This is a genomic window from Vibrio sp. R10-SG3-ISO10 (genome assembly GCF_059834185.1).
Map to the genome: position 1 here is coordinate 944,911 of NZ_JCBDHG010000022.1, position 13,689 is coordinate 958,599.

Below are 13,689 nucleotides of genomic sequence, written 5' to 3' on the forward strand. Positions count from 1 at the left end.
GGTTCACAAAGCGTTGGCTGGCGATTGTCCTCTAATAAGAAAATACAGATAAGGAATATCTGTGAGGGGTTGTCGTTATGAAAATTGCAACGAAGATAGTGTTGGCTTCGACACTATTGTGCACCTTAGCGGTTGTCGCAACCGGTGTCATTGTCGGATGGCGTTCTTCAGGACTTTCTGAACAAGCGTTATTTGAACGGGCAACCAGTCAATTGATCTCCGTTCGTGAAATTAAGAAAAACGAAATTGAAAGCTATTTCAAGCATATAAGTGGTCAAGTCGTGACGACCGCGAACTCTATCGGGGTTAAAGATGCGATGATAGCGTTTAGTGAAGCTTTCAAGTCTTACCCAGTAGAGCGGGTTTCTCAAAGTGATATCGGGCAGTTACGATCTTATTATCAAGCGAATTTTGGCGCCACCTACAAGGGATCAAATGGCGGCGCATCTGCCAATGAAATGCAAAAGCTCAACGCCTTATCCACTCGCAGCAAAGCCCTTCAAGCCCGTTACATTGGTACAAACCCCAACCCACTTGGTGAAAAACACAATTTAATGAGTGACTCTCTGGGTACAGAATATGATTCTGTCCATGCGACTTACCATCCAAGTATTAAAGGTTTTCTCGAAGAGTTTGGTTACTACGATATTTTCTTGGTCGATTTAGAGGGCAATATCGTTTATTCAGTGTTTAAAGAACTCGACTATGCAACGAATTTGAATACGGGTCCTTATGCCAATAGTGGTATAGCCAAGGCATTTAAAAACGCCTTGAACTTGTCAGCCAATCAATATCACTTAGAAGATTTTTATCCCTATTATCCTTCTTACGAAGCGGCGGCTTCATTTATCGCTACACCAGTAAAAAAATCCAATCAAACCTTGGGTGTGTTGATCTTCCAAATGCCGGTTGATGAAATCAATCGAATCATGACTTTTAATAGCAATTGGAGCTTTGCAGGGTTAGGTGAGAGTGGTGAAACTTATCTAGTTGGTCAAGATGGTTTGCTTCGGAGTGAATCCAGATTCTTAATGGAAAACCCAGATAGCTATTTTACTGCCTTGAAGGAGGCGGGAATCTCTCAGTCTGTGCTCGCTCAAATTGAAGGTAAATCTTCAGCTATAGGTCGCCAACCTGTTGCGACTGCAACATCAAAAGCCGCGCTTAGAGGTCAGAGTGGTTCAGACATAGTTGCTGATTATAGAGGCGTAGATGTACTTTCAGCTTATTCTCCGGTTAACGCTGCTGGGCTAACTTGGGGGATTATTACTGAAATCGACAAAGAAGAAGCATTAGCAGACCTAGAGACACTAGTGAGTTCTCTTTTTGTCACTGTAGTGAGCAGTATTATTGTTGTTGTGATTGTAGCTATTCTCATTTCCTATGTGCTCGGTAACAGCATTGCGAAACCAATAAAACTCGCCAGCGAGAAAGTCCAGTGGATTGGGAAAAACAATGATCTAACCCAGCGTCTGGAAGAGTCTGGTAAGGATGAAATGACCGATCTCGCTATCTCGCTCAATACGCTGTTTGCTCATCTGCAAGATATCATTGGCCAGTTTGCACAAACCACCAATAACCTCAATAGCAACACCCAAAGCATGGCGGGCAATATGAACAGTGCGCGTGAATCTGTTGCTGACCAAAATCATAGAACCGAGTCGGTTGCGACTGCGGTCAATGAGATGAGTGCTTCTATTGCTGAGGTGGCACAGTTTGCTACACGGGCAGCAGAGTTTGTAAAAAATGCCAATGATACAGGCAGTGAAGGGGTTCAGGTTGGCCAGAGTCTAGGTAGTGAAATCTCTCGTTTAGACGCTGAGATGAAAACTGCGGTCGATGCCATTCAAAGGTTGCATACAGAGACTAACTCGATTGCCGAAGTTCTGGATGTTATTCAAGGAATTGCGGAGCAAACTAATCTTCTAGCGCTGAATGCTGCGATAGAGGCTGCAAGGGCGGGTGAGCAAGGTCGTGGCTTTGCGGTTGTTGCTGATGAAGTTCGCTCTCTTGCGGGTCGAACGCAGTCCTCGACTGAAGAAATTCGTGAAAAAATAGAATCACTCCAGCGTGAAACTCAAAGTGTTTCGCAGAGTATTGAAAGTGCGAATAACACGGTATCTGAAGGGGTCACAACTTGTGATAAAAATACCGAGATGCTCGAGCAGATTGTTGCAATGCTCAATGATCTAAATGAAATGAATGTGCAAATAGCCGCGGCAACGGAAGAGCAAAAAGCAGTAACAGATGAGATAAGCGGCAGTATTACCTCTATTGCCGATGCCTCTTCAGCGGTATCGGTTCAGGTGCAAGATGTCGACGACGTTCTTCAAGGGTTGTCTAACGAAGCCGACCGATTGAATGCGGAAGTGTCGCAATTTAAATATTAGACAAATGTCCAGGTAATGTGGCTCTTGGAGCGAGAGCCACTAATTTTCAAATTTCTAACTAAGTGCTTTGTGTTCACTCTTTACATGATACATGGCGGTGTCGGCTAAGGAGATCAATGATTGTAAACAAAGTCCGCTTTCACAATGTGCGAAATGTATACCAATGCTCACATCTGTTACATCTAGCTCCTTAGTGGTGGCTAGCTTCTCTGAGTAGCGATTACTGATGGTTTTTGACAAGTCTGTGAGCTCATCATGCTTAGAAACAAGAGTAAGAATAGCAAACTCATCTCCGCCAATGCGCGCAACTATGTCACTGGGGCGACAGGCCGTTTGTAGAATACTCGCTACGCTAGTGATCGCGACGTCCCCAAATTCATGACCATGTGTATCGTTAACTTTCTTTAAGTTATCTATATCAATGTACAGAAGGCCGATATTTTGATGATAGCGAGGTGCGTCTTTAAGCTTTTGTTCTCCCAATAAGGTGTAACCGCGACGGTTCAAGAGTCCAGTAAGCTCATCAGTTAATGCCATATTTTCAGCCTCTTGCAAGCGGCAAGCGGTTTGAATATCCGAAGCTATGAGCCGTGCGAGTTGTTCTAGTAGCTTAGATAGAGAAAGCGGATAGACAGTTTCTTTCGTATCGATGACACAAATAGTGCCGAATAGCTCTCCATCTGGCCAAAAGATAGGAGCTCCACAATAAGATCGCACTGGTCCTTGAGCGACGGCGGGAGCGTCTAGCCAATTTGCATCTTCAACAGCACAACCTACATATAAATCGTCGCGCGTTTCCATAATGTGGCGACAAAAGCTCTTCATTTCCCAAGGCCAGGTGGTGTTGTTAGGCAAAAAATTATCTTCGTTTTGGCTTGATACCACGACATTAAATTCACCTTGTCTAAGCTGTACGATTGCTCCGGTTGAAGCTCCGTATAGTTCGGAGAGCAAGTCAACGAGCTCTTGCCACTTATCAAGGTCGATAAAATCGCTTTTGGTGTTTGCTACACAGTGTTCTGGGCTGATCATGTTTACTACCTGTTGAACATGGGATATTTGGAACAATTCAATAGATTAATTATAGAACTGTCTTGGTTGGGCTAAATGGTAAAGTCTCCTTTTTTTCTTTGTATCAATATCATAGACTCAAGACAAACCAAATGGAGTAATTTAATTATGGATTTATCAGTATTTTTAGAGCGCCTCTCAAAGTCACCGAATTCAGTTCAATTTGAAGACACTATGGCGGTCATTGAAGCAAACTATGAGTTCACGCCAACCGCGTTTGTCAACGGAGAAACCTTAAACGACGCAAACCAGAATAATGGCTCGTGTAAGATCTTTGCTTTCGGCCTTCTAAATCAATTAGACCCATCATCAACACTGGCTTGTTTTGGCAAGTTTTATCGTGAAGATGTCTTGGGTAACCCAGATGGACAAGACCACGCTAACATCCGTAATTTTATTCAGTTTGGCTGGCAAGGTATTAGATTTGAGGGTAATGCACTCGTTACTAAATAGTAGATAAAGGAGCCTAGTGCTCCTTTTTAGTTGGAGCCTTTGATATGAACAACTCAGATTTGGCTAAGTATTTAGACAGTTTTAAATGTGCAGAGTCCGGTTATCCGTTTGGCCCTGATGCCTTAGTATATAAAGTAAAAGGCAAGATGTTCGCGATACTTGCCGAGCGCGAAGGGCGCGAGTACGTGACGGTGAAAGTTGTTCCTGGAGATGGAGAAGTTCTCACCTCTCAGTTTAACGATATTACTCCCGGTTATCACACCAACAAAAGACATTGGGTGACGGTTTACTATCCTGGTGATGTTGAAGATGGGCTTGTACAAGATCTTTGCGAGCGCTCATACGAACTGGTGGCGAAGAAGCTTTCAAAGGCCGATAGAGTCGAGTTAGGCATTAGTTAATGGATCGCTGGTGGAAGTGTGCAGGAAAATTCGTCTTGGTTGCTCGAACTCGCATCATGTTGCTTTAAAACTCAGCAAACAAACGCAAAAATTCGATTTTTGTTTGACTCTATAACTTCAATCCGTAGAGTATGCATCGAACGCAGCGGTGGGTAACTAAAGCGTTGGAAAGAAGGGCGCGTTGGCAGAGTGGCTATGCAGCGGATTGCAAATCCGTGGACCTCGGTTCGACTCCGGGACGCGCCTCCATTCTTTTCTCGGGTACGGCAACAGCAATATCCGAATGTGAAAACACAGGTGTGAATGCATCAATACTAGACCAGCGAAAGCTGGTTTTTTTGTATCTATAGCTAGGTACTTCTTCCTAGCTCAGGCTGACACAGCGCACAAGTGCGACTCTAGGATCTGCATTTATCCTCTAATCTACATACAATACTTGTTCTCCAGGTTAGTAGTGAAGGCGCATGAGAAATACCGACGATTATATTATTTTCTACCATTTGGTTGAGCAGGGATCATTTAGTGCTGCTGCGAGACACATGGAAATGACGAAATCGGTTGTCAGTAAGCGTATCGCTAAACTTGAGCAAGATATCGGCGTTCAACTCCTTTACCGAACGACTCGAACCCTCAAACTGACAGAGTCTGGGCAATCCTTTTTTGAACATGCTAGAAGTGTTTATCAAGCGGTAGCAACGGCTGAGGAATCGATTGTAGGCTTAGGTAAGAGCTTATCTGGCAACATTAAAATTACCGTTCCTATCATATCGGGTGAGTTGATCTTACCTACTGTTATTGCTGAATTTAACCAAGAGTATCCCGATATCAACATTGATATGGAGCTGGATAATCGTTTTGTGGATATCGTCAATGAGCGCTTTGATTTAGCAATTCGCACAGGGGTTCTTCCAGATTCGAGCCTCATCGCGCGCAAGTTAGTCGATGCTAATTGGATTGTTTGCGCCTCTCCTAAGTACATAGCGAAAAATGGTAAGCCTAAAACGCCAAAAGAACTAACAAACCACAATTGTTTAGCCTACGCCTATCAGGAAACGGGAGCGAGAGAGTGGGCGTTTAAAAACGGTGACGATGTGTATCAAGTCAAAGTGGACGGCAACCTATGTACTAATAACTCTTCAGCTTTACGTAACGTTGCTTTGTTAGGGCAGGGAATCATTTACGTACCTCGTGTGCTGGTTTATGAAGATTTACAGCAAGGTCGGTTGATTCAACTGTTCAAAGAGGAAACGGCAAAGTGCCTCGGTATCTATGCGGTCTACCCATATACTCGCCAACAGCCTGAAAAAATTAAGCTTTTCATTGAGCATATGTATCAGTGCTTTCAAGAGCGTAGCTATCAATTTTAATCAAAATCGCCCTCTTGCTTAACGGAATCTAGCCTAGAACACTTTTTCAAACTTAAGACTTGAGTTTCTATCAGCTGTTTCTTTGTTGAGAGCCTTGGCTTGTCACAATAATCCAACACTCTCGTGATGTTTTTAGTTCGATTTGTTGCTGGCAGTATTTAGACCTTGTAGGCATTAATTGTACATAACTCCTTTTAAAATATAGAGTTTGTACACCAAATCGCATTCGCTCGATTCTCAATATGAATCTATTTGTTAACATTTGAATCTTGTATTGTTTCTTTATGGAAACGATATGTTTCTTTGTTGATATTTGGCTTTTGAAAATATTAACTATCTGAAACTATTTAAGAAATTAACATTAGAGTGATTGTGGCTGTCACAGGGTTCACTTGCGGTCATGGACGTAGAGAATTGGACTGCTTATATTGGTTGGGCACAATAATTAGAGATACGGATATGAAACAGAAGCAGCTGATTGACGCATTTACCGCGATCGTAGGGGAAGAGAACGTCCTTACCGATCAAGTTAAAAACAAGTATTACCGCAGCGGCTTTCGCTCCGGAAGCGGTACTGCTCTAGCCGTGGTTTTCCCCAATACACTTGTTGAACAATGGAAAGTCATTCAGCAATGCGTTGAGAACAATTGCATTATCATTATGCAGGCTGCGAAAACGGGACTGACAGAAGGCTCTGCACCAAGCGGAAATGATTATGATCGCGATGTCGTCGTCATCAACATTACTAAAATGAAGCAAATCTACCTCGTTGACGGTGGCAAACAAGCAATCTGTCTTCCAGGTGCTAGTCTTCATTCTCTAGAGAAAGAGTTAAGAGCAGTCAATCGAGCGCCACATTCAGTGATTGGTTCTTCTTCTCTAGGTGCGACAGTCGTTGGCGGCATTGCAAACAACTCCGGTGGTGCATTAGTAAAACGCGGCCCTGCTTACACTGAGCTAGCCATTTTTGCTCAGGTCGATAAAAAGGGGCAACTTCACCTTGTCAATCACCTCGGGATCGATGGCCTTGGGTCGACACCAGAAGAGATTTTGCAAAACCTCCAAGATGGAAACTTTGACCCTGCTGATGTCATTCATGACGAACGTATGGCATCAGACAAAGAATATGACGAGCGTGTTCGTGATGTGACTTCTGATATTCCATCGCGTTTCAATGCAGATGAGCGTCGTTTGTTTGAGGCAAGTGGCTGCGCAGGCAAATTAGGTGTATTTGCAGTGCGAGTAGACAGCTACCCAATCCCGCAAAAAGAACAGATCTTCTATTTGGGTACCAATGATCCGAATAAACTGACCAAACTAAGAAAAGACTTTCTAACTCAGTTCGAAAACCTGCCAGAAATGGGGGAGTATCTCCACCGCGATATCTTCAACATGGCAGAGAAGTACGGCAAAGATGTGTTTTTATCGATTGATAAGTTGGGTACCGACAACTTACCTAAGATGTTTTCATTGAAAGCGAAAGTGGAAAACTTCTTAGAGCGCGTTCCTTTAGTCAGTAAATATCTTCCAGATACAATTTTGTATTACGCGAGCAAGTTGTTCCCTCAACACTTGCCACAACGCATGTTGGAGTACCGTGACAAGTACGAGCATCACCTTGTGCTTAAAATGAGTGATGGTGGTATTGCAGAAGCGCAAAAGTATCTGCAAGAAGTGTGGGCGGTAGAGCCTGATAGTGACTTCTTTGAATGTACTGCGGATGAAGGGAAGAAAGCCTATTTGCATCGCTTTGCAGCAGCAGGGGCCGCCATTCGTTATGAAACGATCCACCGAAACGAGGTTGAAGATATCGTTGCGCTAGATATTGCATTAAGACGAAATGACGAAGAGTGGTTAGAAACCTTGCCGCAGGAAGTGAGCCAAAACTTGGTTAAGTCCCTCTATTATGGACACTTTATGTGTTACGTGTTCCACCAAGACTACATTTTCAAGAAAGGCACTGATACCAAGCGAATGAAAAAGTTGATGCTGGAGCATCTAAACAGCCGAGGGGCAAAATACCCCGCAGAGCATAACGTTGGGCACTTGTACGAAGCAGAAAATTCGTTGCAAAAGTTTTACCATCAGTTAGATCCTACCAATACCTTTAACCCAGGTATCGGTAAAATGGACCGCTATAAACGTAACTGTAATTGCTGTGCTTAAGCGATGAATACCCTAAGAGCCACATTCTAAGTGGCTCTTTCTATTTGAGGTGGCGTTGAAGTTTTGATCGAATTGCTTAACTGGCAAACGTTAAGTTGTCTTTTTAACCAGTTGAATCAAAATGAATAAATTTCTTGTTGACCTTGAATCTCAATCCGTTAAAGTACACCTCGTTCTCACGGCATAGGTCGTTAGAACAGGTGGTGTTACCATCGCATGATTGCGTTGCCCTGGTGGTGGAATTGGTAGACACAAGGGATTTAAAATCCCTCGGCGTTCGCGCTGTGCCGGTTCAAGTCCGGCCCGGGGCACCATCTACTTTTCTGGCTGAAGCCGGTTAGGTAAAAAGCACAATTTGAGGCGCGTTGGCAGAGTGGCTATGCAGCGGATTGCAAATCCGTGGACCTCGGTTCGACTCCGGGACGCGCCTCCATTCTCTTAAGAGAAAGTAACCAGCTTAGGCTGGTTTTTTTATGCCTGTTAATTAGCTCTCGCACAAATCCACATACGCAACGCCATTTTTTCCACCTTTCTTGACTTTATACATCGCAGAGTCGGCTTTCTCGTAAATCTCATCAAAACGATATTGAGTTCCCGAAAACAGACATACACCAATACTAAAACCGATTTTGGCGTATGGGGAGTCCGGCTGAATTTCTGGTGTGACATGAGCTAGCAAGGTATCGCAAAACTCCTGAATCTGATTTTGATTGTGGATGTGACTTAACATAACAAACTCGTCTCCACCCAGCCTTGCTACGATTGAACCCGGAATAGCGTTACGTTCCAAACTACCTGCGATTTGGATTAACAACCGATCACCAGCTTGGTGGCCCAATTGATCATTGACTGATTTAAAGTTGTCGATATCAATAAAGACAAGTGCAGAGCAATCCGAATTACTGGGCAGAGTGTGAGTTAAGTAGGATTGCTCAAAGGCGCTTCTGTTCAGTAGGCCAGTCAGAGGGTCGCTATTGGCGAGTTTAGCGAGCTGTTGTTCATAACGTTTCTCTTGGGTGATGTCGACGTGTGTTCCCATCATTCTCAGCGGGTTGCCATTCGAGTCATACTCGACAATTCTGCCCCTGTCAGAGACCCAACTGTCACTCCCGTCTTTGTGAATCATCCTATGAACGACTTCATAGAGATCAGTTTTTCCTGCTAAATGGTCCTCAAATGCGCCCACAGCCAAATCGTAATCTTCAGGGTGAAGTTTGCTTTTCCAAGTATCGACGGTTGCGGTCAGCTCGTTTGATTGGTAGCCGAGCATTTTCCCCCATTCCATATTAAATATTGTCAGGGTTCCCGAAGGTACATGCTGTTCCCACAAACAAAGACCCGTGCCATCCAGTGCCAAGTTGAGCTTTTCTTGTAATCGTTCATTCGCCTGTTGTAGTGACTCAACTTGCGCTTTCAAATCTTCAATCTGCTTTTGGTATTCTTCCATGAATATCACCTGCCTTTCAGACATCAACCAGGTGAATGTGACTATACGAAATTCGTGGCGAGATTTCTAACTATAAAGACCTCCTTCGCCAATCAGTGAAGGAGGTTTTATGTTGAGAAGATTAATAGGTAGAAGTGTTTGTCGACTTAGCTTTCTTTAGTTTGAACAACTCCTCCCATTTGGAATTCCGTTGCCTGAGAACTCGACTCTCAATCGCTCAACCGAGTTCAAGTACTGATTATTGCTGGTATCTGTACTATCAAAATTATTGAGTGTTACATTCCAGTTGGTAAATGGAGTCGGCTCAAAATAGGCATAAGCAAACTTGTCTGAAAGTGATCCGTCGGTAATGATACTTACTTGGTTGTTAACCGCATCATCGAGTCGGTAGTAAAAGGCGCGTGTTATAGGGTTAGCGCTAAACTTAAACTCTTCTTGTCTGAAGCGATCATAGTAGTTTCCGCCGTTAGAAATACTCAAATTGAATTGTTTACCGTAGGGAAGATTTTCACCTTCGATGAATACGCGAATCTTGTCTAATCTCACGCGGTCAAAGGCGCAGAATTGCGATTGCTCCAGTGGGACATTGAAGTTGAACTCACCCGTTTTGAACAAGGCTTCAATTTGTTTTGCATCGTCAATGATGAAGTTGTCGATATTGAAATCTTGCGGCGCAGGTTGAAAACGATTGAGCGCGTTGACGTATTCATTCTCAATAGCAGCCAGATCAAATTGGTATTCTAAGTAGGATTTACCTAAGCTCGGTTTCACATCACTATCTTTAAGTGCCCAATACTCATAGGCGGCGACATAGTTTGAAAGGGCCACGAACATAGGACGTTTGAAGTGCAATGAGACTCGTGATAGCTCTTGCTCAATACGTTTTTGTACAGCGCTATCTTCGCTGGCACTCGCGATTAGACTTGTTAAGCGACCCTTTTGATTGAGTGTCACTTTACGCGTTAGGAGTAAATCAACCAGTTTTGCTTGCTCCTGAACAAGATTTAACTGCGATGCATTAATGGCTTTGCCTAGCAGAACTTGTTTTTCCATTTCAAGAAGATAAACGCGAGCGCCCTTAATACCTAATGAGTCAGCGTAACGTAGGTTGCTTCTTACCTCAGTTAGCATCAAATCCCATGCGAGATTACTCTCATTTAAAGAGGGGACCGCGAAATCAAACGAGTCCATAGTCTCTGAAATTCGCTGTTGCTTAATCGTTGACTTAACTTCGTTGGTAAGAGAAGCAATCCCCGCAACAGTCTTGGTGATGCTATCAATGATACCAGTAACATTCTTAACGTTTGTTACTAGGTTCTTTGCCTTATCGAGCGCTTCTGGCGTTTTCGCCAATTGCTCGGTTACGTCATTAATGCCAGACAAATTACCTGTGAATACACCACTTACCGCGCCTCCAATTTCTGCGATGGCTTTAAAAATCGCCAGTGCTGCGTTGAGTTGTTGTTGAGTCTTCCAGACTTCGACACCATACAGGTAATCACTGCGGGCGCTTAACGCCGTAAGCTCCTGAGTTTTGTATTGCGCTTCAACAGCGGTAACACTATCGAGCAGTTTAGCGATGTTTTGTTCGGACTGTTTTACGATGGAGTCCTGAGACTCTAGAACATCATCGATGTTCGCTAGAGCCAGGCGGGTATTTTCAATTTTGTCTTCGATGCGGCTATTTCTATCTGAGACCAGTTCACGCTTCTGCTCAAAAGTGATCATTGCCTGAAGGTAGGCTTTGTATTTCTCTTGATACAGTGAACGGTCGAGATAAGGGACAAAGTTGTCCGAGCGGCTACTTAAGTCGGTGAACTGTTTGAAAGCAACGGTCTGAAGATAAAGGTCAGTTAACAAAGGATCCTCAGAAACAGTTTTACCCGCGTTTCTCATGCTCACTTCGAGCCAATTGAGTATTGCCAGACTTGTCGCTGGTTGAGTGTCGTATAAGCTTGTGGCCATATCGAAAGAGCGGTTAGCAATATCAGAGAACTGTTGTTTCGCCAATTGTATGTTGGCAGCTAGTTCACTGGAAAGTTGTTGCTTAACATAGTGCTCTTTCGACAAAATAATCGAAGTGCCTTGACTCTCTTTAGTATCAATTGTGTCCGCGGTAACAGTGCCCTCTGGTGTGAAAGCCAACACATTAAATGGTGTTTCCATTTCTTGGGCAATAACGGTGACGGAAGCCGCAGCACCTTGTTGGCCGAGCACAAATGTTGGCACGCCTGCGCCTACCACTCGGCGAGCAAAGATCACGATATTTTGGTTGTTCATGACCAAATTAAAGTTTTCATCTACTTCCAAAGTGTCCGCGAAAATATATATCTTGGTAGGTTTTACTTTGTATAAATTTTGTTGGTTAATCCAATCTTTAAGGTTTACATACAAGTCAGAGGTAGAGCGTGTTACAGAATCATTTTGTACGTATGGTGTGTTTAGCCATTCTGGGTATTCAGTATTTGCAGGCAGGTCGTTGATATTAAGCCAATCAGAGGCAATGACGCCATTTGAAAGCGCTGCCGTAACAGCAAGGACAAGGATCTTCTTCATTTTTATTTCCTTATTTTTCGCTACCTTTGGTTTATTTGAGGTAGCCTTGCCCACACCCGACGCAACTGCGCGGGTGGGGAAGTGAGGGGTAATCCCGTTATTGGTTGTTGGAAGAGATTATTCGGCTTTTTCTATGTATGCGTTGTTGGCAAAGGTTTTCGCTTTATCACTGATATTGCTCCAGTTTTGCTCTGCAACAGCGGTATTCGCCATCGCTTCTGCGGCGGCTCTTAATGCATTAGATTGTAATATTTCAGTGCTTGATTCGGCTGCTTCGAGCGCAACGATGAGAGAATCAAAATCCGTATTCATTTTCTGCCAATGCAGTTTCAGCTTATTGACGTAAGGTATGGCGTTTTCAATTTTACTTGAGATGTAATTGATACTGTCAGTTGAACGCTTGTAGGAGTTGTAAACCTTCTGAGTCGTTGAAAGCTGAGCTTCAAGTACTTTTGCTTCATCCTGAAGTTGATTGCGCAACTTTCTGGCCTTTTCAGCTTTGTCGCCATAAACACCCATAATAGGAACTGCTACCAACGGGAACCAAGCATAAGTGACAGCAGTAGAAGCAACAGTAACGTAGTGGTTGTAATCTTTGTTTAGCTGATTAATGCGGTTATTCAAGTCATTCACGCGCTGTTGAAGTTCACTACCATCATCATCTAGGTATCCACTGTGTGTGCTTTTTAGTACATCAAGTTGGAGTTTTTGTTCTTCCATCTTTGCTGAGAATGCGAGCAGGTCATCGCTAGCCTTTTCTACTTTCTTGTGATTTTCTACCGAGAAGTTTTTCAGAGCGCTAAGGTAGGCAATGGCAAGTTGACGAGCTTGATCGACCGCTTGAACATCCGCGGGTAGTGGAGAAAAGGATTTAGACAGAATGATCGTTAACTGATCACTAAGCGGCTGGACCATATATTTCTGAATGTCATTGTAGTTGGACAGTGACAGCGCTAAGCCCACAATGCTTGGATAGAGATCTTTCTTCCAATAAAACGCTTCGGAATGTACTTTCCCATATTGTTCTACCAGCGCTTTAAAGTTTGAAAACGGAACGTCATCAGCAATGTTGAAAGCAGACTTCATACTCGCTTCAGTAATAGGTAACGATAGCGCACCTTCAACGTAGGTTTGAATTTGAAACCACTCTTTCTGGTTAAGGATGAATTCATCGGTATCTAGGTCAATGAACGCACCGTTTTCACCGATAATTGTTTCATAGCTAATCTGCCCAATCTGCTGTTCAGTTGACGATGGGACGAGTAATTCACTTGACGTTGAAGCCTGAACTCCAGCACTAATTAAGCCTAAACAAATAGTGGATAAAAGGAGTGGCTTTTTTATTTTTTTCATTCTAATACCTTATATTTATGCGTGCTCACGCCTACCGTTATTATATTTATGGTAATGGTGAGATTTATATTTATAGCAAGCTGTATGGTTTAATTTGTCTATGTATTAAATGGATTTTATAAATTCCTCCGATCAATGTTTTGGTTGAATCTATAGCAATAGGAATGAACTAAATGAGTTGTGGCTCACATAAATGGTAATTTATTGATCAATGTTTAAGCTATTGATATTTAGTAATATTTAAATTAGTAAATGTTAAATAAATGGTAGGCTACGTAATTAAAAGCTTTAGAAGGGAATTCGAATTTAAAATTTCAATAAACTGATAGTTCTATTATTTTAAGGTTTGAGGTTTTTTATTTACATAAACACTTGTTTTAAATAACTGTATAGTCACAAAATATGTAAGGTGAATTTAATTTGAAAATTATACTAATGGAATTAATGGCTCAAAAGTGATCAATATAATATATATAAATATAAGT

General features: G+C 42.8%; 9 protein-coding genes and 3 tRNA genes. 8 read left to right on the forward strand and 4 right to left on the reverse strand.

The window, feature by feature from the left end; genetic code table 11:
- Positions 1 to 77: 77 nt before the first annotated feature.
- On the forward strand, positions 78 to 2,390 hold the full coding sequence (locus tag AC6R16_RS17825; RefSeq protein ID WP_500675272.1) for a methyl-accepting chemotaxis protein: 2,313 nt from the start codon (positions 78 to 80) through the stop codon (positions 2,388 to 2,390).
- A 54-nt stretch (positions 2,391 to 2,444) separates the two neighbouring features.
- Here the strand turns inward: AC6R16_RS17825 and AC6R16_RS17830 are convergent, their stop codons facing one another.
- Positions 2,445 to 3,422: a sensor domain-containing diguanylate cyclase gene (locus AC6R16_RS17830; RefSeq protein WP_500675273.1), complete on the reverse strand. Its 978-nt coding sequence runs from the start codon at positions 3,420 to 3,422 to the stop codon at positions 2,445 to 2,447.
- A 147-nt stretch (positions 3,423 to 3,569) separates the two neighbouring features.
- Here AC6R16_RS17830 and AC6R16_RS17835 point away from each other — a divergent pair, with 147 nt between their 5' ends.
- From AC6R16_RS17835 to AC6R16_RS17865, 7 genes are all read left to right on the forward strand, one after another.
- Positions 3,570 to 3,914 carry a HopJ type III effector protein gene (locus AC6R16_RS17835; protein ID WP_500675274.1) on the forward strand — a complete coding sequence of 115 codons (345 nt, stop codon included), beginning with the start codon at positions 3,570 to 3,572 and terminating at the stop codon, positions 3,912 to 3,914.
- Between the two features lie 44 nt (positions 3,915 to 3,958).
- Positions 3,959 to 4,315, forward strand: a complete 357-nt coding sequence (locus AC6R16_RS17840) for an MmcQ/YjbR family DNA-binding protein (RefSeq protein WP_500675275.1) — start codon at positions 3,959 to 3,961, stop codon at positions 4,313 to 4,315.
- Positions 4,316 to 4,490: 175 nt separating this feature from the next.
- A tRNA-Cys gene (locus AC6R16_RS17845) sits at positions 4,491 to 4,564 on the forward strand.
- Between the two features lie 215 nt (positions 4,565 to 4,779).
- A complete protein-coding gene (locus AC6R16_RS17850; RefSeq protein ID WP_500675276.1) occupies positions 4,780 to 5,682 on the forward strand; it encodes a LysR family transcriptional regulator in 903 nt (300 codons plus the stop codon).
- A 459-nt stretch (positions 5,683 to 6,141) separates the two neighbouring features.
- Positions 6,142 to 7,848 carry a D-lactate dehydrogenase gene (gene dld / locus AC6R16_RS17855; RefSeq protein WP_500675277.1) on the forward strand — a complete coding sequence of 569 codons (1,707 nt, stop codon included), beginning with the start codon at positions 6,142 to 6,144 and terminating at the stop codon, positions 7,846 to 7,848.
- A gap of 227 nt (positions 7,849 to 8,075) precedes the next feature.
- Positions 8,076 to 8,162 (forward strand) — tRNA-Leu (locus AC6R16_RS17860).
- A gap of 45 nt (positions 8,163 to 8,207) precedes the next feature.
- Positions 8,208 to 8,281: transfer RNA gene (locus tag AC6R16_RS17865), tRNA-Cys, on the forward strand.
- 51 nt (positions 8,282 to 8,332) lie between these two features.
- On the opposite strand, the gene AC6R16_RS17870 is transcribed toward AC6R16_RS17865, so the two are convergent.
- From AC6R16_RS17870 to AC6R16_RS17880, 3 genes are all read right to left on the reverse strand, one after another.
- Positions 8,333 to 9,295: a diguanylate cyclase domain-containing protein gene (locus AC6R16_RS17870; RefSeq protein WP_500675278.1), complete on the reverse strand. Its 963-nt coding sequence runs from the start codon at positions 9,293 to 9,295 to the stop codon at positions 8,333 to 8,335.
- Between the two features lie 156 nt (positions 9,296 to 9,451).
- On the reverse strand, positions 9,452 to 11,851 hold the full coding sequence (locus AC6R16_RS17875) for a hypothetical protein (protein WP_500675279.1): 2,400 nt from the start codon (positions 11,849 to 11,851) through the stop codon (positions 9,452 to 9,454).
- A gap of 117 nt (positions 11,852 to 11,968) precedes the next feature.
- On the reverse strand, positions 11,969 to 13,204 hold the full coding sequence (locus tag AC6R16_RS17880) for an alpha-xenorhabdolysin family binary toxin subunit A (protein WP_500675280.1): 1,236 nt from the start codon (positions 13,202 to 13,204) through the stop codon (positions 11,969 to 11,971).
- Positions 13,205 to 13,689: the final 485 nt, after the last annotated feature.